The organism is Opacimonas viscosa (genome assembly GCF_024199005.1).
GTDB classification, from domain to species: domain Bacteria; phylum Pseudomonadota; class Gammaproteobacteria; order Enterobacterales; family Alteromonadaceae; genus Opacimonas; species Opacimonas viscosa.
The window spans coordinates 1-22,138 of record NZ_JANATA010000020.1 but is presented as its reverse complement, the minus strand read 5'-3'; the positions used below and the strand labels follow the sequence as shown (position 1 = coordinate 22,138).

The 22,138-nt window shown below is 41.4% G+C and carries 23 protein-coding genes; 7 read left to right on the top strand and 16 right to left on the bottom strand.

The window, feature by feature from the left end; all coding sequences use genetic code 11:
* Window positions 1–62: 62 nt before the first annotated feature.
* Window positions 63–1,472 carry a glutamate--ammonia ligase gene (glnA, locus tag NLF92_RS10540; RefSeq protein WP_254101648.1) on the bottom strand — a complete coding sequence of 470 codons (1,410 nt, stop codon included), beginning with the start codon at window positions 1,470–1,472 and terminating at the stop codon, window positions 63–65.
* 528 nt (window positions 1,473–2,000) lie between these two features.
* Here glnA and typA point away from each other — a divergent pair.
* On the top strand, window positions 2,001–3,842 hold the full coding sequence (typA, locus tag NLF92_RS10535; protein ID WP_254101646.1) for a translational GTPase TypA: 1,842 nt from the start codon (window positions 2,001–2,003) through the stop codon (window positions 3,840–3,842).
* Window positions 3,843–3,970: 128 nt separating this feature from the next.
* Here the strand turns inward: typA and NLF92_RS10530 are convergent, their stop codons facing one another.
* On the bottom strand, window positions 3,971–4,273 hold the full coding sequence (locus NLF92_RS10530) for a hypothetical protein (RefSeq protein ID WP_254101644.1): 303 nt from the start codon (window positions 4,271–4,273) through the stop codon (window positions 3,971–3,973).
* Window positions 4,274–4,583: 310 nt separating this feature from the next.
* Here NLF92_RS10530 and NLF92_RS10525 point away from each other — a divergent pair, with 310 nt between their 5' ends.
* Window positions 4,584–5,753 carry a MalY/PatB family protein gene (locus NLF92_RS10525; RefSeq protein ID WP_254101642.1) on the top strand — a complete coding sequence of 390 codons (1,170 nt, stop codon included), beginning with the start codon at window positions 4,584–4,586 and terminating at the stop codon, window positions 5,751–5,753.
* A gap of 41 nt (window positions 5,754–5,794) precedes the next feature.
* Here the strand turns inward: NLF92_RS10525 and NLF92_RS10520 are convergent, their stop codons facing one another.
* Both NLF92_RS10520 and ppiC read right to left on the bottom strand, forming a co-directional pair.
* Window positions 5,795–6,997: an Nramp family divalent metal transporter gene (locus NLF92_RS10520; protein ID WP_254101640.1), complete on the bottom strand. Its 1,203-nt coding sequence runs from the start codon at window positions 6,995–6,997 to the stop codon at window positions 5,795–5,797.
* A 32-nt stretch (window positions 6,998–7,029) separates the two neighbouring features.
* Window positions 7,030–7,308: a peptidylprolyl isomerase PpiC gene (gene ppiC, locus NLF92_RS10515; RefSeq protein ID WP_254101631.1), complete on the bottom strand. Its 279-nt coding sequence runs from the start codon at window positions 7,306–7,308 to the stop codon at window positions 7,030–7,032.
* Window positions 7,309–7,392: 84 nt separating this feature from the next.
* Here ppiC and NLF92_RS10510 point away from each other — a divergent pair, with 84 nt between their 5' ends.
* Window positions 7,393–8,031, top strand: coding sequence for a UPF0149 family protein (locus NLF92_RS10510; RefSeq protein WP_254101629.1), 639 nt, complete (start codon window positions 7,393–7,395; stop codon window positions 8,029–8,031).
* 69 nt (window positions 8,032–8,100) lie between these two features.
* Here NLF92_RS10510 and NLF92_RS10505 read toward each other — a convergent pair whose 3' ends face one another.
* Together NLF92_RS10505 and NLF92_RS10500 are read right to left on the bottom strand one after the other, a co-directional pair.
* The gene (locus tag NLF92_RS10505) at window positions 8,101–8,529 is read right to left on the bottom strand and encodes a CopD family protein (RefSeq protein WP_254101627.1); all 429 of its coding nucleotides are present in this window, start codon (window positions 8,527–8,529) and stop codon (window positions 8,101–8,103) included.
* A gap of 10 nt (window positions 8,530–8,539) precedes the next feature.
* Complete coding sequence (locus tag NLF92_RS10500; protein WP_254101625.1) at window positions 8,540–10,297, bottom strand: chloride channel protein; 1,758 nt, start codon at window positions 10,295–10,297, stop codon at window positions 8,540–8,542.
* Window positions 10,298–10,378: 81 nt separating this feature from the next.
* On the opposite strand from NLF92_RS10500, the gene NLF92_RS10495 reads away from it, so the two are divergent.
* Window positions 10,379–11,110 carry a DUF6776 family protein gene (locus tag NLF92_RS10495; RefSeq protein ID WP_254101623.1) on the top strand — a complete coding sequence of 244 codons (732 nt, stop codon included), beginning with the start codon at window positions 10,379–10,381 and terminating at the stop codon, window positions 11,108–11,110.
* A 79-nt stretch (window positions 11,111–11,189) separates the two neighbouring features.
* Window positions 11,190–11,534, top strand: a complete 345-nt coding sequence (erpA, locus tag NLF92_RS10490) for an iron-sulfur cluster insertion protein ErpA (protein ID WP_254101621.1) — start codon at window positions 11,190–11,192, stop codon at window positions 11,532–11,534.
* A gap of 17 nt (window positions 11,535–11,551) precedes the next feature.
* On the opposite strand, the gene NLF92_RS10485 is transcribed toward erpA, so the two are convergent.
* The 4 genes from NLF92_RS10485 to NLF92_RS10470 all read right to left on the bottom strand — a co-directional run bounded on the left by NLF92_RS10485 (window position 11,552) and on the right by NLF92_RS10470 (window position 15,760).
* Complete coding sequence (locus NLF92_RS10485; protein ID WP_432420224.1) at window positions 11,552–12,103, bottom strand: hypothetical protein; 552 nt, start codon at window positions 12,101–12,103, stop codon at window positions 11,552–11,554.
* Window positions 12,104–12,275: 172 nt separating this feature from the next.
* Window positions 12,276–13,226: an NAD(P)-dependent oxidoreductase gene (locus tag NLF92_RS10480; protein WP_254101617.1), complete on the bottom strand. Its 951-nt coding sequence runs from the start codon at window positions 13,224–13,226 to the stop codon at window positions 12,276–12,278.
* Between the two features lie 74 nt (window positions 13,227–13,300).
* Window positions 13,301–14,452 carry an anhydro-N-acetylmuramic acid kinase gene (locus NLF92_RS10475; RefSeq protein WP_254101615.1) on the bottom strand — a complete coding sequence of 384 codons (1,152 nt, stop codon included), beginning with the start codon at window positions 14,450–14,452 and terminating at the stop codon, window positions 13,301–13,303.
* Between the two features lie 12 nt (window positions 14,453–14,464).
* Window positions 14,465–15,760, bottom strand: a complete 1,296-nt coding sequence (locus NLF92_RS10470; RefSeq protein ID WP_254101613.1) for a peptidoglycan DD-metalloendopeptidase family protein — start codon at window positions 15,758–15,760, stop codon at window positions 14,465–14,467.
* A 199-nt stretch (window positions 15,761–15,959) separates the two neighbouring features.
* Between NLF92_RS10470 and tyrS the strand changes: the two genes are divergently transcribed.
* Window positions 15,960–17,159 (top strand): tyrosine--tRNA ligase, encoded by a 1,200-nt coding sequence (gene tyrS, locus NLF92_RS10465; RefSeq protein WP_254101611.1) that lies wholly within the window; start codon window positions 15,960–15,962, stop codon window positions 17,157–17,159.
* A gap of 137 nt (window positions 17,160–17,296) precedes the next feature.
* Here tyrS and NLF92_RS10460 read toward each other — a convergent pair whose 3' ends face one another.
* The 6 genes from NLF92_RS10460 to NLF92_RS10435 all read right to left on the bottom strand — a co-directional run bounded on the left by NLF92_RS10460 (window position 17,297) and on the right by NLF92_RS10435 (window position 21,661).
* Window positions 17,297–17,695 carry a DUF2721 domain-containing protein gene (locus tag NLF92_RS10460; protein ID WP_254101609.1) on the bottom strand — a complete coding sequence of 133 codons (399 nt, stop codon included), beginning with the start codon at window positions 17,693–17,695 and terminating at the stop codon, window positions 17,297–17,299.
* A gap of 81 nt (window positions 17,696–17,776) precedes the next feature.
* On the bottom strand, window positions 17,777–18,607 hold the full coding sequence (locus NLF92_RS10455) for a helical backbone metal receptor (RefSeq protein WP_254101607.1): 831 nt from the start codon (window positions 18,605–18,607) through the stop codon (window positions 17,777–17,779).
* The gene (locus NLF92_RS10450; RefSeq protein ID WP_254101605.1) at window positions 18,607–19,554 is read right to left on the bottom strand and encodes a cobalamin biosynthesis protein CobD/CbiB; all 948 of its coding nucleotides are present in this window, start codon (window positions 19,552–19,554) and stop codon (window positions 18,607–18,609) included. The genes NLF92_RS10455 and NLF92_RS10450 overlap by 1 nt, the downstream gene beginning before the upstream one ends.
* Window positions 19,555–19,596: 42 nt before the next feature.
* A complete protein-coding gene (locus tag NLF92_RS10445) occupies window positions 19,597–20,289 on the bottom strand; it encodes a 5'-methylthioadenosine/adenosylhomocysteine nucleosidase (RefSeq protein ID WP_254101601.1) in 693 nt (230 codons plus the stop codon).
* A 130-nt stretch (window positions 20,290–20,419) separates the two neighbouring features.
* The gene (locus NLF92_RS10440; RefSeq protein WP_254101599.1) at window positions 20,420–20,989 is read right to left on the bottom strand and encodes a DUF2726 domain-containing protein; all 570 of its coding nucleotides are present in this window, start codon (window positions 20,987–20,989) and stop codon (window positions 20,420–20,422) included.
* Between the two features lie 96 nt (window positions 20,990–21,085).
* Window positions 21,086–21,661, bottom strand: a complete 576-nt coding sequence (locus tag NLF92_RS10435) for a DJ-1/PfpI family protein (protein WP_254101597.1) — start codon at window positions 21,659–21,661, stop codon at window positions 21,086–21,088.
* A gap of 127 nt (window positions 21,662–21,788) precedes the next feature.
* Between NLF92_RS10435 and NLF92_RS10430 the strand changes: the two genes are divergently transcribed.
* Window positions 21,789–22,133, top strand: a complete 345-nt coding sequence (locus NLF92_RS10430) for a DUF3291 domain-containing protein (RefSeq protein WP_254101595.1) — start codon at window positions 21,789–21,791, stop codon at window positions 22,131–22,133.
* Window positions 22,134–22,138 lie beyond the last annotated feature (5 nt).

The following is a 22,138-nucleotide window of genomic DNA, read 5'->3' as shown; positions in this document are numbered from 1 at the left end:
GGCTTCGTATTTATTTATATACCCTTACTGAGTTAACGTAAGGATATTAGTAAGTCTGTTGACTATACGCTGTAGTACATTTCGAACTCAACTGGGTGAGTTGTCATGTTTAGTTTTTCAACTTCAGCACTCTTCAATTCGATGTATGCATCGATTGACTCATCAGACATTACGCCACCTGCAGTCAAGAAGTCACGGTCAGCATCTAATGCAGCTAATGCTTCTTCTAAAGAACCAGCTACAGTTGGAATTTGAGCTGCTTCTTCTGCTGGTAAGTCATATAAGTCTTTATCAGCAGGATCACCAGGGTGAATTTTGTTTTTGATCCCGTCAAGGCCAGCCATTAACATCGCTGTATAAGCTAGGTATGGGTTAGCTGTCGGGTCAGGGAAACGTACTTCGATACGACGTGCACGGTCAGACGTTACGAAAGGAATACGAATTGATGCAGAACGGTTACGCGCTGAGTAAGCAAGCATAACTGGTGCTTCGAAGCCTGGAACTAAACGCTTGTAAGAGTTAGTAGAGGCATTGGCGAATGCATTGATTGCTTTAGCGTGCTTAATAATACCACCGATGTAGTATAAAGCTTCTTCAGACATACCTGCATATTTGTCACCGGCGAAGATGTTTTTACCATCTTTGCTGATAGATTGGTGACAGTGCATACCAGAACCATTATCACCAACAAGAGGCTTAGGCATAAATGTCGCTGTCTTGTCATATGCGTGAGCAACATTGTGCACAACATATTTATAGATTTGCGTTTCATCTGCTTTTTTAACCATTGTGTTAAATAAACATGCAATTTCGTTTTGGCCCGCTGTAGCAACTTCGTGGTGATGCGCTTCAACAGTTAAACCCATTTCTTCCATAACCATACACATTGAAGCACGGATGTCATGAGCTGAATCTACTGGTGGTACTGGGAAGTAACCGCCTTTAACGCGTGGACGGTGGCCAAGGTTACCATTGTCGTAGTCAGTACCTGAGTTCCAAGACGCTTCTTCATCATCGATTTTGTAGAAAGAACCAGCCATGTCTGTGTGGAAACGGACATCATCGAATAAGAAAAATTCTGGCTCTGGACCAAATAAAACAGTATCACCGATACCAGTAGATTTTAGGTACTCTTCAGCGCGTTTAGCAACAGAACGTGGGTCACGATCATAGCCTTGCATAGTAGTAGGCTCAAGAATGTCACAACGAATGTTGATTTGTGTCTCTTCTGCAAATGGGTCAATTACAGCAGTCTCAGAGTCAGGCATAAGCACCATATCTGAGTCATTAATACCTTTCCAACCAGCGATAGATGAACCATCGAACATTTTACCTTCTTCGAAAAAGTCTTCGTCGACTTGGTGTGCTGGAATTGAAACGTGTTGTTCCTTACCCTTTGTGTCAGTAAAACGAAGATCGATAAATTTTGCTTCGCTTTCTTTAATGAGTTGTAACGTCTTCTCAATTGACATTCTTTTCTCCAATGTTTTCTAAGATTTGAATCTAATGTTGCCATTATCTAAAATTTGTAGCAATGAACATGCCAAATAATTAAGGTCCATTTTTACTGACTCGAATCAAGTACAGTGAAGGGCAGCCGAATGAAATCTAGAAAATTCGCACTACATTGGTGCATTTGGTATCATTTTGGTGCGGAGCTTCGTTTTGGATTGCTAATTACACTCTATAATGTAGTTAGATAATGCATTAATTACTATAAGACTGATGGCGTAGATTTGCTATTAAATTTTAATATTTTATTAACAAAAAAACTGAGCGGTATAATACAAAGTAGAATAACTTTTTTTGCACTAAGTCATGTCGAATAATTGTCTAATATTCATGGAGTTAGCAATATTCCAAATGATTGATAAAAACAATTAGATTGATTATGTTTGATATAAATAGCTTATTGGTCAATAAGTCTGTATGATCCGCGCCCATAAATCCTCACACTAATGTTGGTGCGAGGATAGCATTTGTAAAAAAGAGAGTATCATATGTCTGCAGCTCAGACTCCTATTGAAAAGTTAAGAAATATCGCGATTATCGCTCACGTTGACCACGGCAAAACTACCTTAGTAGATAAATTACTACAGCAGTCCGGTACATTAGAAAGCCGCGGTGAAAGTGAAGAACGCGTAATGGATAGCAACGATATCGAGAAAGAGCGTGGTATTACGATTCTTGCAAAAAACACAGCTATTAACTGGAACGATTACCGTATCAATATCGTCGATACTCCAGGACACGCCGATTTCGGTGGGGAAGTAGAACGAGTCATGTCGATGGCGGATTCAGTACTATTATTAGTAGACGCCCAAGAAGGTCCAATGCCACAAACTCGTTTTGTAACGCAAAAAGCCTTTGCTCAGGGGTTAAAGCCTATTGTGGTTATCAATAAGATTGATAAGCCAGGTGCACGTCCTGATTGGGTTATGGATCAAGTATTTGATTTATTTGATAACCTTGGTGCAACGGACGAACAGTTAGATTTCGACGTGGTATACGCATCAGCATTAAACGGTTGGGCATCATTAGACGCTGATGAGCAGGGTGCAGATATGACACCATTGTTCCAAGCTATTGTTGATAAAGTCGCTCCGCCAGCAGCCGATCCAGAAGGTGCTTTCCAAATGCAGATTTCGCAGTTGGACTATAACTCTTATTTAGGCGTTATTGGTATCGGTCGAATCAAGCGTGGTTCGGTGAAGCCTAATCAACAAACCACTATTATCGGAGCTGACGGTAAAACACGTAATGGTAAAGTAGGTATTATCCAAGGTTATTTAGGTCTTGACCGTCATGAAGTAGAAAGTGCTTCTGCTGGTGACATCATTGCTATTACTGGTCTTGGTGAGTTGAAAATTTCTGACACGATTTGTGACCAAAACACGGTTGAAGCATTACCTGCATTATCGGTTGATGAACCGACCGTAACGATGACGTTCCAGGTAAACACCTCTCCGTTTGCTGGTAAAGAAGGTAAGTACGTTACGTCACGAAATATTCTAGAGCGTTTACAGAACGAATTAGTGCACAACGTAGCATTGCGCGTAGAAGAAACGGCTGATCCGGATAAATTCCGAGTTTCTGGTCGTGGTGAATTACACTTGGGTATCTTGATCGAAAACATGCGTCGTGAAGGTTACGAGTTAGCAGTATCACGTCCAGAAGTTATTATTAAAGAAGTCGATGGTCAATTAGAAGAACCGTTTGAAACATTAACGATTGACTGTGAAGAAGAACACCAGGGTTCAATCATGGAGCAGCTAGGTCTGCGTAAAGCTGAAATGCGCGACATGTCTCCAGATGGCAAAGGTCGTATTCGCATGGACTTTATTGTTCCGTCACGTGGCCTAATTGGTTTCCAAACTGACTTTATGACAATGACGTCTGGTTCTGGTTTGCTTTATCATACATTTGATCACTACGGTCCACACAAAGGTGGAGAGATTGGTCAACGTAAGAATGGTGTATTGATTGCTAACGCTACAGGTAAAGCACTTACTAACGCATTATTCAACTTACAAGAGCGTGGTCGTTTATTTATCGGTCATGGTGTTGAAGTGTATGAAGGCATGGTTATTGGTATTCACAGTCGTGATAATGACTTAACCGTAAATGCACTGAAAGGTAAGCAATTAACTAACGTACGTGCATCTGGTACGGACGAAGCGCAAACACTTGTACCACCAGTCATTATGTCATTGGAGCAAGCGTTAGAATTTATCGATAACGATGAATTAGTTGAAGTTACACCAGAAAGTATTCGTATTCGTAAGAAGTTATTAACTGAGAACGAACGTAAACGTGCTTCACGTACTAAAGATAAAGAGTAATTTTATTTACTGATTTATCCTAGAATAAGTTGACACTTATTTGCTCAAAACGCCCGATGTATCACATTGGGCGTTTTGTATTTAAGAGCTAGATACTGGCCTTATCATTATCAAAAATAAGTCACCGGTTAGTCATTCTCTGAAATACTAAAGCTATCCCAGTCTTTGTAGGTTTTGGCTCGCTCAATACCTTGATTTTCAGCTAATTCCACGCTGTCTGCGAGTGAAGGATCACGCTGAATTAGCTCACCCACAGCCACTAAATGAAGATCAGCGTTCATATCAGACGCTTCATCGCCACAACTAAATTGCCAGTCTCCTTCACCATCTCGGACAACCGAGAGTACCGCAGCTCCCTCCAATACATGAGGACATACAAAAACGCCAAAATCTTCTCGAAACTGTTTCTTTTTCACACCACGTTTAGCCATGTTATCCTCTTTCAGTTTTACTGCGAACAGTCACAAAAAACATGTTTCCTGTTGTGACCTCATAACATGAGTCCAGCAACAACATGTTCTGTATTATTACCTTACAAATTCCTAATTATACCGCTCCAGTATACTTTCTCCTAATAAAGCTAAGTACTAGTTTTGTTGATTATCATCTATCCAAGCGTTTTTATAACAAGGATGTATATCGTATTACGAATGGCTCAGAAGGAAAACGCATAAAGCCCTATCACTATTGAATTAAGTGCATTAAGATGCGTTTATAGTTTTAAGAAATAGAATATTTAGAATGTCTGATACATCAACAACGCCTCCGCAAAGCACGCTAACCGAAGATTTATTTGCCGAAAGAATTGACCGTTCAGGTACTTTTTCATTCAAATGGGAAAAGTATAAAGGCACAGATATCTTACCAATGTGGGTTGCGGATACTGAGTTTAAAATTGCGCCTGAAATAGCTGCCGCGTTACATGCGAATATCGATCATGGTGTTTTAGGCTATCATCTACCCGGGCAACATGCTCCGGCTAATGCTGCTGTGGTGCATTGGTGCCAACAACAATATGGCTGGACCATTGATCCTGCTTGGATAGTTTGGACGCCTGGCGTCTGCCCAGCGTTTAATATGGCGGTCAAAGCTTTTAGTGCTCCAGAAAGTAATGTGCTTGTCCAATCTCCAAATTATCCTCCTTTGTTAGCGGCACCTAAAAACCAAGGGTGCCATGCAGTACATATCCCGACCCATGAAGTTGAGGGCCGCTGGATGATAGATTTTGTCGCTTTGGAAAAAGCCGCAAAAGCTGATTCTACTAAATTGTTGATCATGTGTAATCCGATGAACCCTGTAGGTAGTGTATTGACTCAGGATCAGCTGGATCGTATTGCAAACATTTGTTACGAAAATAACGTTATTTTATGTAGTGATGAAATTCATTGCGATTTAATTTTGGATGACGTTCCTCATTTACCGGCAGGGGCTCACCCTAAACTCCAAGATCATTCCATAACGTTAATGGCGGCTAACAAAACCTTCAACATAGCAGGATTAGGTGCTTCATTTGCCATTATCCCGAATGCGCAGTTACGCACCCAATTTACCCAATCAGCTCAAGGCATGGTGCCATGGGTGACGATAATGGGACTGATAGCCACAGAAGCCGCTTTTACACGTTGTGATGAATGGTTACAAGCTCAGAAAGCCTATTTGAAAGCGAATCGCGATCATTTAGTCACTGCCATTAATGCCATTCCAGGGTTGTCGGCTAAATCCCCTCAAGCGACTTTTCTACTATGGGTTGATGCATCAGGACTCGGTGTTGAAAATGTCCAAAAATGGGCTGAGGCAAAGGGAGTCGGCCCTTCTCCTGGTATCGATTTTGGAAATGATCAGTTCTTCCGTTTAAATTATGGTGTCAGTCGTGAAATGCTTGATGAAGTTATTGGGCGTTTACAAGCATAATCTCAGTTTTACTCATGAAGATAGTACGGTAAAGTTATCCATTAAAGAAACAGTGATACGAGTTTATACAGCCCTAGCGCACTTACAGTTAATACGATGAAAGTTGTTAAAACGTTATTGTAGAGATTGTTGGTGTGTTTATGCATTACGCGCTTGTTGTTCATGACAAGTAATAGAAAGATAGCAATAAAGGGCAGTAACAACGCATTCGTAGCTTGTGCAAAAATGATGGCCAAGATCGGCTTGAAGCCGAGCAAAGCAACCCCCACGCCACTGACTAAAATCCCCATAGCAAACATTTTAAAATGCTTAGCATCTGGTTTTTCAGCTAATTTAAACACCCCAGATAAAGCATAAGCGCCGGCAATTGGAGCCGTCATTGCTGATGTTAGCCCCGCAGCTAACAACCCTAATGCAAAAAAGACTTGGGCATATTCACCGAGCAGCGGTGTCAGTTGCAACGCTATATTGCCTGCTTCTACTTGGAGACCTAAGGCGAAGAAGGTACTTGCAGCAGTCCCCATGATAGCAAAAGTCACCAACCCACCTAAGCCAATGCTGAGGATATTTTGCTGACCAACAGCCTTCAAGTTTTTAGTAGTGACAGTAGGTTGGGTGTCGCGAGCAACCATAGAGGATTGCAAGAATAAGTTGTATGGTACGAGTGTAGTACCGATTAATGCAATAATTAAGGTTAATTTATCTACAGCTAGGTCTGTAGGAACTAGTCCAATAAAGATACTACTCAGGTCTTGAGTTTGCACCAATAAGGCAAAGGTCAAAATAAAAACAGCGCTCATAATACAAACGAGTGTGACTAAAAGCCTCTCAAATACAGCGCTATTGCCATGTACAATGATATACCCTGCAATGGCCCCTATACCTAAAATCCACATATAGGTTGAACCACCTAATAACTGACTTAAACCAAGTACCGCACCTGAAATATTCCCTGCTTCATATGCTGCGTTGCCTATTCCGATAGCCCCAGCTACCAAAAACATCATGAGCCATTTCAACATAGGATGCGTAACAGTATGGTGCAAGGCACCCGCTAGTCCCTGACCAGTAACCAGACCGACTCGACAAGCCATGTTTTGCATGACTATTGTGGCTATCACAGATAGGACTAATGCCCAAACCAAGCTATAACCAAAGCTCGCACCAGCAAGGGTCGCGGTTGTAACAGTTCCAGGGCCAATAAACGCCGCCGTGACAAGTAATCCTGAGGTACGAATAGACATATTGTAGGGCTCTCCAACTAATAGAAGAATACTCAGTTGCGATATAAAGTTTTAATGATATGAAAACCAAACTTCGTTTTAATCGGACCATGGAGTGCTAAAACAGGCTTTTTAAAAACAACGTCATCAAATTGTTTGACCATTTGACCTTTGCGAAATTCACCTAGTTCACCCCCTTTTTTCCCTGATGGACATAGCGAATGTTTTTTCGCTAATTGACCAAAATTTTTTCCTTTTTTTAGTTGCTGTAAAATACTCAATGCTTCTTTTTCTGTTTTCACTAAAATGTGTACAGCTGCTGCAATGGCCATAGGTTATCCTTGTAATGCTCTTGTTTCATTAGTGCCAGAATTTTTATGTTATTATAAACCTAATTAATTATTAAAAGCTTACTTATGTCCCCATTATCTGAACTTTATCAAAATACGCAAATTTCGACCGCACTGCATTCTGAAGCTGTGGTGCAAGGAATGATTTTTGGGGTGTGTGCCGCACCTGAAATTCCTATGCCAGAACAATGGATGCCATGGACATTTGCTCAGCATCAGCAGCTAACTGATGAAGTTCAAATTGACAACATTACCGCAGTGTTGATGCAACAAATGGCAGTTACCCTCCAAGACATGTCAGAAGGAGAAATTGCGTTTATTACCCAATGGGAATACGACCAAGTTACCCAAACAGTAAATACGCCTTGTCAGCTTTTTCTAGCTGGTCTATTACTCGCACATGAGCAATGTGAGACAACTTGGCAAGCCGCTTGGCAAAAGCTCCCTGCAGAAGAACAAACCACCCAGGCGGATAATTTAACACATTGTTTGAATATGTTTTCTACATTTGTGGATGTGTCTGTTGCGTTAGAAAGAGCAGGGGATAATGCCCCTACTTTAGCCGCTGCATTACCTCAAATCTTTGCACAGTTACCTGACGCATTGCTGCAATACAACGAGTTAAGTGGGCTGTTAGCCAGTTATTTGCCTAATCAATTTGAACAATTTGCTGCCCCATTTGGCACCGCAGATGATGAGACATAAAGCTATATTTCAAGTAATAGAATATAGCTAAAAATGACCTCAGAAGAACCCGATTATTGAGTGGGCTAATTAGAACGGCTTTACCACCGCAAATACCACAATAGCAAGGACGCCAAGTACCGGCACTTCGTTGAGAATGCGATAAAACTTTGGTGTCTTTATGTTTTTATCCTGAGCGAGATCTCGCATGATCAGGTATAAGTAAATATGATAAGCATACAAGGTAGCCACCAAAACCAGTTTGGCATGCAACCAAGCAGACGCTGCCAACCACGCACTCCCATAACTCACAATTAGCCAAATACCGAAAATCAATGTGAGTAGTGCAAACGGCGTCACAAAAAACCATAAGCGACGTTGCATGATTTTTAGAGTATCTCGTGTTTCTTGATGTGGAGATTCAGCAAAATATACAAATAAGCGCGGTAGATAAAATATGCCAGCCATCCAAGCTAGCATAAAAAACACATGTAAGGCTTTTAACCATAAAATTGTCATAATGTCTCAGTTAGAAGTTTTGTTGGAATAAATAAGCGTGCAACATATTCCAAGTAATGATTCCATGAATGGTCTTGGCGTCAGGACACATAATCAAAACGGCACCACGTCGTTCTGTCTTAAGTACATCATACACTTCTGACAACGTGTTTTGAAATGAGAAAATGGGTAAAGGTGAATGCGTAAAAGCTTCTCTAGGTTCAGGAGTAGTAGCACTTGCTAATTCTAAATTCGGTGTAATCAAAGCAAAGTTGTATGGACTCGCGAGTTCTAGACTATATGCATTTTCTGCAAATTTATCTGTAGGACGAGCATTCCCTTGATATTCTTCATTGGTTGTTTTTATTAGGTAATAGTGTTCGGGATCCGTTTTTAGATGCTCTAACAGTGTAGTTATTTCGTTCTCACCGAACGTAGAGATGTTTTTGTGTGCTAAAGCTAACACCCCAGTTTTTTGCAAGCTTTGGGTGATTGATGATTGCCGATAGGGGAGGTTTTGGAGTTCCAGTTGCTGAATAAAAATAGAACGGTTTTTAAATACTTGATGCGAAATAACATAGGCAGGGACGATCACCAAGATACAAGGTAGTACAATTTGTGGTGAGTATGATAACTCCATTACTGCTGACATCGCCGCTAAGGGGGCATTTAAAACCGCCGTTAACATGCCAGCGACGCCCAATAGCACAAATGTATCATGGTATTCTGTAGTGCCGAGGATATTTTCTAAAGGAAATGCCAATAAAGCACCAGCAAACATACCGATAATCATGACGGGACCTATAATTCCACCTGGAATGCCTAAACCAATTGCTACACACCCGAGTACAAATTTAGCTAAAAAAATCACAAAGATAGCTTGGATTTCGATATTCGCATCTAACAAACTGTGCACAGATAAAAACTCGGCTCCCATTGCATCGGGGATAAAAATACCAATAATACCGGTAAAACTAGCCGCAATGATAAATCGATAATGCAAAGCTAAATCTTGACACGTGCGCATGATAGCCATGAGTTGATAATTAAATAGAGCAGCCAAGGCGCCCAGGCTCATTCCGAACAAAACCAAATACAGGTAGATCCATTGGTCTAAATCTGCAAACGATAAAAACAAGAGTGCAGTTCCATCACCAAAGACCATTCGAGACATCACCGAACCGATGGCTGCCGCTATCATAATCGGGATGAAAATATGGATACGGTAGTCTCTTAACACGACCTCCATGACAAATATCATCGCTGCAAAGGGGGTATTAAATGAGGCGGATATACCTGCAGCGATACCACAGCCAGCTAGTATTCTGATACAGTTATAAGGAAGTTTTAAGCCGTCACCAATAAAACTAGTGCCAGCAGCGCCTAAATGCACCGAAGGCCCTTCGCGTCCAACAAAAAAGCCACTGGCAAGTGCAAAAATCCCACCGAAAAATTGATTGATTGTAGAGCGAAGTGGCATTAAACCGAAATGCATTTTGACCCGATGGATTGCAAATGGTATCCCTACTCGGTAATGATTAAAGCCAGTCAGTGCTGCGATACAGTAAATGCCAATGATTCCGACAAAAGGTAAGCCTAAACGGCCCCACCAAGGTAATTCAGAATACGCACCGACTTCTGGCAAGACATACAATTGCAATGATTGGAACGTCAAGCGAAACAAAATAATCACACACCCAGCAGAGATGCCCGCCAAAATTCCCAGCATACAAAGTTGCCAAGATGTTTTAGGTTGAGAGAGCACCACTCTGAGCTGATGTAGATTCATTTGATTTATGAGTGTTTAATAATTGGTCTAAAGTGTATCATAACGATAGATTGAAATTGAGCGGAAAATTTTGAGGGCGTTGTGGACTTAGTAAAGTGGGTAAACACACGAAGTGAATTAGCCTTGTATGTCATGATTTGTGGTTTAGTCGTATTGGGTGGGCTCTTCGGTTTTTTATATGCTGGTCATTTTGTCAGCGATCAAAGTGCTGAGATCAAAAAACTGACCGGTTCGCTACATCATACTCAGTTAGAAAACACCCGTTTAAACTTGTTGGTCAGCGAGCAAAAGGTAGCGTTAGCGTTGCAAGAGGGAAGTACCGCAGTATTGTTGGAAAACATGACTGCGACCCTTACAGAACAACGTGCTTTAAAAGAAAAAGTAACAATGTACGAACAGGTGATGAGCAAGGATACTGTCGATAGTTATTTGACGGTACAAACAATTAAAGTCGATGCTTTGCCGGAAGAAAATAAAGTCCTTTTGACGTTGTTACTCGTGCAGGGGCGAGCATTAAAATCCACCATATACGGGAATTTAGATTTACACATTACAGGACTTCAAGGTGACAAAGCAAAGACCTATAAAGTCGCAGATTTGTTGAGTCGTTCGCTTGGTTTTGTCGAAAAAAATAGTCCATTATCATACAAGTATCAATACTTTATAGAACGTTTTTATGTACTAGCTATCCCTGAGGGTTTCACTCCAGAAACACTGACCTTTAACACCAATGTCATGCAATGGAAGCGTAAACGAGCAGTCGTATCTGAACAGTATGTATGGTCTGATATTTTAGCAGCTGCAACGGAGTAGTTTTTTATCTGCTAATACTTGATGAATTTACTCAAGTATTAGATAATTAGGTTTGAATATTTAGGAGTGTAAAAAACACATGACCGTTGAAACCGCAGTACCTATCGAGTTTTCTGATGCAGCCGCAAAGAAAGTTAAAACTTTGATTGAAGAGGAAAGCAATCCTGAGCTTAAGCTTCGAGTTTATGTCACTGGAGGTGGTTGTTCAGGTTTTCAGTATGGCTTTACTTTTGACGAAAAGGTCAACGAAGGGGATATGACGATTGAGAAAGAGTCGGTTACCTTGGTGGTGGACCCGATGAGTTTACAGTATTTGGTCGGTGGTGTTGTCGACTATACAGAAGGCCTAGAAGGTTCTCGTTTCCTAGTTAACAACCCCAATGCAACCACAACCTGTGGCTGTGGCTCAAGTTTCTCTATCTAAGCTTACCTCTGCAAAATCTAATAGTAACCCCATGGAGTAACTGGGGTTACTACAGGTTTTGTTAAATCAAACTCTACTCTAAATTCAAAACCTTCTCTGGTTAAACGATAGGTGAAGGTATCCTCGTAGATAAAAACTTCCCAAATGTTCCGCAAACTTTGTGGATAGCCCTGTGCAATAAATAGATCACGGGTGTATGGGTCTGTTGGAAAAGCTTGAGTATGTGCAGAGCCTGAGTCTACCGTATGCCCACCATACATCGTCAAATCATCATGAGAACCGTCGGCATGGCGATGGTCATGCTTGAATAATAGACCACCGCCTGTTTTGGTCAGTATCCAAGTACGTGAAGCGTCTGTGCCAACATGGAAAGGGATATGCAGTTGGTCATCGGTACATTCTCTGACATGCATCACTAATGCTTTGTTAGCAAAGTTAGGGCTATTACTGGTATCTACCTTAATTTTACCGGCAAAACTTTGGCCGCATAATGCTCTAATTCGAGCAAAAAATGAATTTTGCGAAGCTGGCGTAATCTGACTCAGTGATAACGCTGGAGGGGTTTGCATCTTATCAGAGAGAACATTTAATGGCGTTTTGAATGCCGTGGCATGCATACTAGTGAGTGTTAGTATAGAGAATACCAACCATGTAAAAGCATTGTGTTGATGTTTAGACATTGTAAGCTCCATGTAATAGTGACTTTGCAAGTATTGTAAATTGGCGGCAGTGACCGTTTAGTTAGTAACCTTTTAACCAACTTAACTGATACTTTAGGGGGGCCCGCATTTTAAAGCGTTGGAAATTACGGACCAAGATATCAATGATATCCTCCGCTGACGATTTCGCCGCAGTATGCTGTGTAATAAAAATCTTAGGATGAGACCACAATACGCTTTTTATGGGCAAAGGCTCCTGTTCAAAAACATCTAAAACTGCATAACTAATATACCCTTGCTCTAGTGCATTTAACAATACACCGTCAGAGATTACTGTTCCTCTTCCGGCATTGATAAATAAACAATTTTTCGGTAAGTGTTCGGTAAAGGTTTTATCAATAAATTGGTAAGTACTATGAGTATCAGGCAATAAATTCAACAAATAATCACATTGGGAAGCAAAAATATTTTTATCTAGCGGGGCTTCAATTGGCACCTGGGAACAACCAAATACAGTTTCCCCACTAGAGTTCAAACCTACAATTTTGAGGCCCATACTCTCTAACATAGGGACCATGTTTTGCGCAATATTACCAAACCCCAAAATACCTAAACATTTGTTTTTAATCGAAGACTTTCCTGGTGGGGCCCATTTCTTCATTGCTTGAAGTGTTTGGAACTCTCTAGTTCGGTGCTCATGGTTAAGAATATGGGTCAGAGTATACTCAGCCATTTGCTGGGCAAATACGTCTTTAACACCGGATAACAAATAGTCTCTGCGAGGATGAGTCAACAAAGGTTTGTTCCCAGCCCAAGTGGATTGCAACCACTGTAGGTGAGGTAAATCATCAATCACCCTCGCGGCCAAGTCTGGGTCAGCAAGCAAAATTTGCGTTTTTGACGCTTTAATATCTGCGGGTGTCGAAGTGCAGTGTATTAGCTCTATGGACTCAACAATACCTCCACCGAATTCATGAAGCGCAGCTTCATAGCCAGCGGGATCTTGAGTAAGAATACTTAAATATTTAGGCATGCTGCCTCTAATTAGATAAACATCAATTTAGTATAACGAACTTCACGAAAAAAAACTAAAGTATTGATATAACACTACTTATAGTTAGTTTTTGAACCTAAGACTACGGCTTTGTTAGCACCTGTCAAACTCGGTGCATTGCTCGGAATGCCTGATTCATGACAAGCGGCCAACCAGGCAAATGCCATGGCTTCAATAGCATCGACATCATGCCCTAAACTAGAGAGTAAGGTCACAGCGATACTTGGAGGGAGTACATTCGTTAAATCCGCATATAATTGTTGGTTGTGCGTTCCACCACCACACACAATTAACTGAGTTGGCGCATTTTGAGTGTATGTTTGAATGCTTGTGATGATTGACTGTGCAGTTAACATCGATAAAGTGCGTTGGATGTCTTGTGGCGCTAATACGGTATCTTTCGTTTTGCTTGTTACTGCATAATACTGGTCCAAATATTGGTTTAACCAAGCTAAATTAAAGTATTCTCTACCAGTGCTCTTAGGTGCCGCCTGAACAAAATATGGGTCACTCAACAACTGTGTGAGTAGTGCACGATGATAATTACCAGTGCTGGCCCATGCTCCATTTTTGTCGTACATCTGAATATTATGTCTTTGATACCACATATCGAGCAGGGTATTGCCAGGCCCAGTATCGAAGCCTGCGATCAGTTTTTCTTTATCAAAAATAGAGACATTGGCAATACCGCCAATATTCACTAATACACGATACTGAAAATGTGCAGGGAAGTCTTTACATAACCATTGGTGAAACGGTGGGACCAGCGGAGCACCTTGACCACCATATGCCATATCTTTTGCTCTAAAGTTGTGAATGACATTGATATTGCACAGTCTTGCGAGCAAAGCCGCATCTAACAATTGCCATGTAAAAGGTAAGGTACTCGCAGGTGAGTGCCAAATAGTTTGTCCGTGACAACCTATTGCGCTGATGGTTGCTGGATCGACATTTTCTTTAGCAAGTAAGCTATTGACTGCATCAGCATAGGCTTTGGTGAGTAGCTGCTGAGTTTGACCAATATTTTCCAAGTGTTGGATAGGTTTGGTGCATAACACGGTGAGCTTAGCTAAAAGTTCATCAGGGAACGGGGGGGAGTGAAACGCTCGAGTCTCCATGGAGCCATTGATGACATCTATTTTACATAAAGCGACATCAATACCATCTAAGCTAGTACCAGACATGATACCAATATACCAAGACATGTTTTTTCCCTGTTAATCAATACTCGCGAGCATGATCCGCTTGTTGTTCTCAAGTTGCGCTATACGTGTTTTGGCTAAAGTCATAAATGCTGACTTTTCAGATTTAGCGATCGGGTCTGCTTTTGGTAGTTTAACGGTTCGTGGATTTTGATGAACCCCATCAACTAAAAATTCATAATGTAAATGTGGGCCTGAAGCTAAGCCTGTTGCCCCTAGTAACCCAATGACTTGACCTTGTTTAACCATGTCACCTTTTTTCACTTTTCGCTTGGAGAAGTGCAGGTATTTCGTGACATAACGATCGCCATGTTGAATGAAAACATGATGCCCATTGAAACGATCATAAGTAGATTTTATTACTCGTCCCTTACCAGCAGCAACCACAGGTGTACCTGTTGGAGCCGCATAATCCACACCACGGTGTGCTTTCCAACGTTTTTGGACTGGGTGAAATCGCTTCTTGGTAAAGTTAGAGCTAATATAACGGAAATTGACCGGGGCCCGTAAAAAGCTTTTGCGCATACTGCGACCGCTATCCGAATAATAACTACCATCAGTATAGCGAATCGCCCTGAATGTTTCGCCTTGGTTGACAAACTCAGCCGCTACAATATCACCTTCACCAATATAATCGCCGTCAACAAACAGTTCTTCGTAAACTACGTTAAATGTATCACCATTGCGAATTTCCATAGCAAAGTCGATATCCCAGCCAAAGATATCAGCTAATTGCATTATTTTATTATCAGATAACCCGGCTTTGATACCTGCATTCCAAAACGATGATGTAATGGTCCCTTGAGCAAAGCTGTATTTGCTGTAGGTTTCTGCCTCAACAATATTGGATACATAATCTGTATCCGTTTTACGCTGCACGATTAAGGTAGAAGTATCGTTGATTTGATAGGTTAGTTGATCCAGCTTGCCTCTAGGATCTACTGATAACTGAAGCACATCTCCAGGCATTATTTTGGTAAGTGTTTTCGCGTCTTTACCGGCTCTAGATACATGATAAGTGGTCGCTGCACTGAAGCCTTGCTGGGCAAATATTTTCCCCAAGCTGTCCCCAGCTTTGACGGTATATGTGCGGGATTCAGATAAGGGTTGTAATTCAATGTCTTGTGCTGCTGCCTCTAACTCAAGCGGCACTGGATAAGCGACACCAGGTACCAACGACTGCGCCACAGTATGGCGTGAAGCATCAGCACTAAAGAGTGACGAAATGATTAAAATAACAACAAAAAGTGACAGAGCCACTAATGAAATTTTATGTGGTCTGGGTAAGTTATTAATTGTTTTTGCAACCACGCAAAACCTCTCAATAGGGTAAGTTACCTAAGAATACCGTTAAACATAGGTACATTCTAGTCTCTTCGCAAAAAAGTACAGGGTTCTTTGGGGATTAATTTTGATACATATACCAAATTTACTATACCTTTACACTTTCAATAATGCGGTGGTCTGCGTAAAATACAAATATATTTTTTAGCTTGATTGGAAAACGCACATGGCAGGTTGGGAAGCGGCATTTGCTGAGATAAAAAGAGGCTCAGACGCAATACTGGTAGAAGAGGAGCTTAAAGAGCGCCTGAAAACGGGTAAACCTTTAAAGATAAAAGCTGGCTTTGATCCTACGGCACCTGATTTGCACTTGGGGCACACAGTATTGATCAATAAATTACGTACTTTCCAACAGCTAGGTCATGAGGTTATCTTTTTGATCGGCGATTTTACTGGTCTGATAGGGGACCCAACGGGTAAAAACGTCACGCGCAAACCTTTGAGTAAGGAAGATGTATTAGCGAATGCACAGACTTACAAAGAACAGGTTTTCAAAATTTTGGATCCTGCCAAAACTACCGTTCGGTTCAACTCTGAATGGATGAACGAGTTAGGTGCCGCAGGAATGATTAAATTAGCAGCCAGCCAAACGGTTGCACGTATGCTCGAACGAGATGATTTTAAAAAGCGCTATGCAAATGAGCAGCCCATTGCTATCCATGAATTTTTATATCCATTGGTGCAAGGTTGGGATAGTGTTGCATTAGAAGCAGACGTCGAACTAGGTGGGACCGACCAACGTTTCAACCTACTGATGGGACGAGAACTGCAAAAAGCACAAGGTCAGTCCCAACAAACTGTTTTAATGATGCCGCTATTAGAAGGTTTGGACGGCGTCCAGAAAATGTCCAAATCGTTGAATAACTATATTGGTATTACTGATGCGCCAAATGATATGTTTGGTAAAATCATGTCTATTTCCGATGAGTTGATGTGGCGTTATTTTGATTTATTGAGTTTCCGTCCGATTGCTGAAATCGATGAGTTAAAAGTAGCGGTAGCCGATGGGGCAAATCCTCGTGATACTAAGATTTTATTAGCCAAAGAAATTATTGAAAGATTCCATGATGCAGCCGCTGCAGAAGCTGCTCATGCTGATTTTATCCAACGGTTCCAAAAAAATGCCATTCCTGATGATATGCCAGAAGTGACTATTACTTTAGGTGAAGATGGGATAGGTATTGCGAATCTGTTGAAAGAAGCGAGTCTAGTGGCTTCCACCTCAGACGCCATGCGTATGATTAAACAAGGCGCAGTAAAGATAAATGGTGAAAAAGTCGAAGATACAAAACTGCGTCTACAACAGACCGATACAGCGGTTTATCAAGTTGGGAAACGTAAGTTTGCGAGAATTACCCTAGTTTAAAAGGGCGCGTCGAAGTGTGTACCCAAAAAAGAGGTATTATTGAGTGCACTCTTTAAGCGATGCTCGCATCATCTTCAGCTAAACAATAAATATAAGCCTGAGTGGTTAAACTGAACCGTCACTCAGGCTTTTTTGTATCACACTTTTTTCTTGGTATCTTTTAATACTTGTTCTAGATGAACATCGAGTGCTTGCATAGAAATATGAATTTCCTTGATGGATAGTACTAGAGAAAACATAAGTAACAAGAGACTTATCCCAAATGTCCAGTTCGCAATGACGCTCCAGCCCATATAAATCATCAGCATAGTCACAACACAAAAAAAGAAGCTAGACACACCAGCTTGCTGCATTTCTCTGATCAGTTTAATACGTTTACGAAAATTTTGGATTTGTAACATGACATTTTCTTGCTCGTAGTCGTTGGCGAATGAACGAGTCAAATTTGCCAAGGCCAAAAATCGTTGTGTGAATGCAAGGAGTAATAAACTAATAGCAGGAAAGAGCATTGCAGGTGTCGAAATCGAAATTTCCATACGGATGACCTATTTGATTAAGGATAAGCAATATAAGAGGTTGGTATTATAACACCGAGTCTGGGTTAACTCTATCTACAACTACAAATGCGCAGTGGCACAGATCCTACCTAACTCATCGAGTACTCGAGGGGTAAAGCGATGCATTTGGTCAGGATCAGCTTGAATTAGCATCGAGGCTAATATGTTTTGATGCGTCTGCCAAAACCGTTCCAGTTCGGTTAAAGGTTGTTTTTGGCTGCTGATGATGACCTCAGGCTGACTGTTAAGAACAAAAGCTATATTTGCTTGTGGATAAGGTATTGCACTGTCAGCATAAATCGAATGTAGCTGACAAGTGGCCAGTAATTGAGTGACCCAAGCTGTTTTGCCAATGGTGAATAAAGGCTGCTGTGCACTGTAATAAAAAACACGTTTTGGTGTCACTGTAGCGTATTTTTTTTGATGTTTCTTGAGGGCGTTGGCGAACTGAGTGGCTACTGCTGCAGTGTTGGTTGCGTTGATATATGTGCCGACATCTATAATTTGTTGGGTAATATCAGTCAAAGACTCTACACTGACTGCGAGTACTGAAAGCCCCATTGCCCTTAACCTCTGAATATCTTTACTTTGATTACCGCCTTGCCATGCCAAAATATGCGTCGGTTTGGCACGTAAAATTTCAGTAAAATTTACTCCTCTATAATTCGCAACAGTAGGTAAATCCTTGACACTTTCAGGATAGTTAGAGGCTTCACTCACAGCTATGAGTTCCGTACCCTTGTCTAGAGCATAGACAATTTCTGCCAAGTGAGGAGCGAGGGTAATTATCCGTTGTTTTGGTGTTTTGGACTTTACTACCCAAGCATAGCAGCTATTTGAATAGCTAACGAATGTCATAGCAAACAGGAGGGAGGCAATCCAATACTTCATCAATGCACCACTAAAGCCAGAGCGATACAAACAATTAAAAAAGTAGAAAGGTACAAGTTCTGTTGAGGCTTGATTAACCGTAAATGGTCCAATTTTAGAGGAAAAACATCCCCACATTTTGCTGTCCTGATTTTTTTGCCGGAGTAGATAGCTGGGCCACAAAATTGACAACCGATGCTTTTACCAATACTGGCGAGGACTAAATTACTCGGATTTTTATGTGCCAAGACCGCAAGCGCCTGCCAAACTTTTTGAGGGTGAAATAGCCATATACAAAAAGTGTAGAGGGCTGCCACTGGCCATTGAAAAAACCGAGAAATCCATAATAAGAGGATCCCAGCCTCTTTGAATTCTATTTTTTTAGTGTTAAAGGCTTGTTGTAACTCCAAGGTTAAGCGATAAACTAAAGCGGCTTCAATACCGAATAAAACAAACCAGAATATGGTAACGATTACTTGTTGGAAGTGTCTTAAAATCAGCATTTCTGCATGTGTTTTAGCAATACCTAAAGGTGACAAGGTGTTCGTTTCTCTGAGTACATAAGGGGCTAGAGTATCACGAGCAAGTTGTTTCTTGTCTCTTAGTAAATACCCATAAACGCGTTTCGTTATGTTCGACACCCCAAATTGAGCGATACAGAGCCACAATAATATGCCTTCAAGTAGCACTCTGTATTCGGCAAGTTGGAGGAGAAAGGCGATAATAGCCACAATAGGTAGGACTAAGATCAACCAACAAAATACCCCCATCCACAAAGCAGGTTTATGATGTACTTTGGCGACAGCTAAGCTCATTTGGTGGGCAATAATAAAAAAGATCCCGATAGGATGGGACACTCTCCTAAGTGGTAAGAGGCGCTCCATCACCACAGCAGACATGACACATAATATGGTCACTACCCAGGGTTGGGTCAACCAAGCTAACCCACCATCAGATAATGCTGACATAATTATTCTCCACCTTGGCTAGGACCGATTGCAACGCTGCGCTTACGCTTTTTGTAAGACCGCCATAACAAGATTAGCAGAGTTTTTTGCCGCTATCGGTAGATATTGCTCGAATGTCATCGATGATGCTTTGTTAGCATGGTCAGAAATTGAACGGATCACTAGACAAGGTATGTCGAGTAAATGACATACTTGCCCAATCGCAGCTCCTTCCATTTCAACAGCCGCAAACTGTGGGTAGTCGGCTTTTATTTGTGCCGCTTGTTCATCCGTACCAATAAATGCATCACCAGAACCAATAACCCCTCTTATCCCCATTATATTTGGCATATCAGTAACACACTCAAGGGCTAACTCAGCCCAGGAAGTATCAGCTGAAAACACTTCTGGCATACCTGCAGGTTGGCCTAGTTTATAGCCAAAATGTGTGAGGTTAACATCATGTTGAATGAGGTCAGAACCGATGACAATATCACCTACATCAATACGAGGGTCAAACCCACCTGCAGACCCAGTGTTAATAACTACATCGGGTTGGAAATCTTGACAAAGCAGTCCCGTCGCCAAAGCAGCAGCGACTTTACCTATACCGCATTTAGCAACGAGCACCACATGACCAGCATAGGTACCTGTGTGACAAGTCAAATGAGCGACTTGTCGAGTGGCTATGTCTTCTAGACTGGCATTGAGTAATGCAACTTCTTCATCCATTGCGCCCAAAATTAAAATATTCATGCGGTATCATTCCTAAAAGAACTATTAATTAGTAAAAGAAAACCTGCACTTGGCAGGTTTAAAAAAGAAATTATATATCAGATAGCAAAATAACCAAATGTAAAGTTTAGCCCTGTTATCCGATTGTACTTTACGCCGCTTGAGGGCCATTCGTTCTGCTAGAGCGAAGCGGACGAGTCGGGCGGGTACTCGTTTTTACTAAAGGTTTTTTCTCTGTCATTTGACGGTATTCAACCAGCTTGTTTTCAATACATGCACGAATTTCTTTTGGCGTGTATCCAGCTTTCACCTTAATGCGGATATGAGCAATATGTGCAGATTCTAAAGCACCAGCAACAAACCAGTCGCGCTGAGTTTTGTATTTCTCTGCACTATTGACTAAGTCAATGGCGGCTACAGGGCGCATTGATTCTTTCTCACATAAAATAAAATCAAGTTGTTTTGTCTGTGCTTTAGCTGTTGCTACTTTCCCTTTTTTATCTGAACCAGACGGGCTGAGCACATCACTTAAACGGACTCGACAAAGAATGCGAAATTCATGTCCAACCGAGGTTTCTAAAAGACTGATAAACTGCCTTTCCGTCGGCGTGAATAAATTTTGTTTGCGTTTAAAAGGTACGTTTACTTCTTGGGCTGTGAGTTTGGTCACTCCTAACGCCATCACAATAAGTAACATAGTAAGTATTATGGCGAGTTCCATCATGATCTCCTAATAGTTCAGTCAGAAAATTGACTTGCCAGATGTAGGCTTGTCACTGAACTATACAAAGCAAACAAGATGCCAACCTTTTAAAATCTATTTATGTTCCCAAACATATTCCATTTGTCTGGCTACGGCTTCTGCTTGTTGTTTTGTAGTGAACCGCTCCACCAGCCCTAAACTCATATCAATACCTGCTGAAATTCCCCCTGATGTGGTGTATTTCCCCTGATTGACCCAACGTGTGTTACTGACCACATCTAATGTGGGGAAGCGCTCCTGGAGTTCATTGAGGTCATCCCAATGAGTAGTCACTGTTTGAGTGTTGAGGATGCCTGCATTCGCTAGCAGAAATACACCAGTACACACAGAAGCAGTATGTTTGGTTGTTTGGTCTGTTTGGCGCAGCCATTGTAAAATTTCAGGTTTTTCCATTTCGTAGGTATGAATGCCTCCAGGCACAACGAGCAAGTCAAGCAACGGGTGATCGTTTATGGTATGGTGCGGTACTACTTGAAAGTTCCCTTTGGTAGGAACTTGCTGTTCTGTAGCTGCAATTAAGGTAATATTCCAATCAGCACAATGCAAGCGTTTGGCAACAGAGAAAACCTCAAAGGGGCCTGCGAAGTCTAAGACTTCCGCATGTTCGTAAATATATATACCGATGTTCATTTTTCCCCCTGAGGTCCTCTACCAGTCAACGACTAAATATTAGGTGTTGGTTGATTTATTCTTTTAGTTTGGGGTTTTTTTCTTATATAGTAAATAAAATTGCCAAAAATAATTAAGCAGAATCTTTATGAAATATCATCTGGCTGAGGTCAATATCGCACGTTTTCGAAACGCTCCTGAAGATCCTGTGAATGCAGGTTTTATGGATAATTTAGATCGTGTGAATGCTGCAGCTGAGGGACAAGATGGATTTATATGGCGCTTTACCGGTGCCGGGAATGACGCAATGGATGTGCAAGTATTTCCAGATCCCAACATCGCCTTTAATATGTCAATTTGGCGGGATCAAGCGTCGCTAATGTCTTTTGTATACCGCAACAATATCCATAGTGACATTATGCGCAGAAGAAAAGAGTGGTTTGGTGAACTACCCCGCGACAGAGCAAGTCTGATCACGGGGCTTCGGCTGTAAAGCTT

Bases quoted from the DNA above. Each gene is read 5' to 3' on its own strand.
- NLF92_RS10435 (WP_254101597.1), bottom strand. From the start codon at position 21,661: ATGAACATCGGTATATATATTTACGAACATGCGGAAGTCTTAGACTTC.
- NLF92_RS10440 (WP_254101599.1), bottom strand. From the start codon at position 20,989: ATGGAACTCGCCATAATACTTACTATGTTACTTATTGTGATGGCGTTA.
- ppiC (WP_254101631.1), bottom strand. From the start codon at position 7,308: ATGGCCATTGCAGCAGCTGTACACATTTTAGTGAAAACAGAAAAAGAA.
- erpA (WP_254101621.1), top strand. From the start codon at position 11,190: ATGACCGTTGAAACCGCAGTACCTATCGAGTTTTCTGATGCAGCCGCA.
- NLF92_RS10480 (WP_254101617.1), bottom strand. From the start codon at position 13,226: ATGCCTAAATATTTAAGTATTCTTACTCAAGATCCCGCTGGCTATGAA.
- NLF92_RS10500 (WP_254101625.1), bottom strand. From the start codon at position 10,297: ATGAATCTACATCAGCTCAGAGTGGTGCTCTCTCAACCTAAAACATCT.
- NLF92_RS10530 (WP_254101644.1), bottom strand. From the start codon at position 4,273: ATGGCTAAACGTGGTGTGAAAAAGAAACAGTTTCGAGAAGATTTTGGC.
- NLF92_RS10450 (WP_254101605.1), bottom strand. From the start codon at position 19,554: ATGTCAGCATTATCTGATGGTGGGTTAGCTTGGTTGACCCAACCCTGG.
- tyrS (WP_254101611.1), top strand. From the start codon at position 15,960: ATGGCAGGTTGGGAAGCGGCATTTGCTGAGATAAAAAGAGGCTCAGAC.
- NLF92_RS10485 (WP_432420224.1), bottom strand. From the start codon at position 12,103: ATGCAAACCCCTCCAGCGTTATCACTGAGTCAGATTACGCCAGCTTCG.
- NLF92_RS10525 (WP_254101642.1), top strand. From the start codon at position 4,584: ATGTCTGATACATCAACAACGCCTCCGCAAAGCACGCTAACCGAAGAT.
- NLF92_RS10455 (WP_254101607.1), bottom strand. From the start codon at position 18,607: ATGAAGTATTGGATTGCCTCCCTCCTGTTTGCTATGACATTCGTTAGC.
- NLF92_RS10520 (WP_254101640.1), bottom strand. From the start codon at position 6,997: ATGTCTATTCGTACCTCAGGATTACTTGTCACGGCGGCGTTTATTGGC.
- NLF92_RS10460 (WP_254101609.1), bottom strand. From the start codon at position 17,695: ATGGAAATTTCGATTTCGACACCTGCAATGCTCTTTCCTGCTATTAGT.
- NLF92_RS10445 (WP_254101601.1), bottom strand. From the start codon at position 20,289: ATGAATATTTTAATTTTGGGCGCAATGGATGAAGAAGTTGCATTACTC.
- NLF92_RS10510 (WP_254101629.1), top strand. From the start codon at position 7,393: ATGTCCCCATTATCTGAACTTTATCAAAATACGCAAATTTCGACCGCA.
- NLF92_RS10430 (WP_254101595.1), top strand. From the start codon at position 21,789: ATGAAATATCATCTGGCTGAGGTCAATATCGCACGTTTTCGAAACGCT.
- glnA (WP_254101648.1), bottom strand. From the start codon at position 1,472: ATGTCAATTGAGAAGACGTTACAACTCATTAAAGAAAGCGAAGCAAAA.
- typA (WP_254101646.1), top strand. From the start codon at position 2,001: ATGTCTGCAGCTCAGACTCCTATTGAAAAGTTAAGAAATATCGCGATT.
- NLF92_RS10505 (WP_254101627.1), bottom strand. From the start codon at position 8,529: ATGACAATTTTATGGTTAAAAGCCTTACATGTGTTTTTTATGCTAGCT.
- NLF92_RS10475 (WP_254101615.1), bottom strand. From the start codon at position 14,452: ATGTCTTGGTATATTGGTATCATGTCTGGTACTAGCTTAGATGGTATT.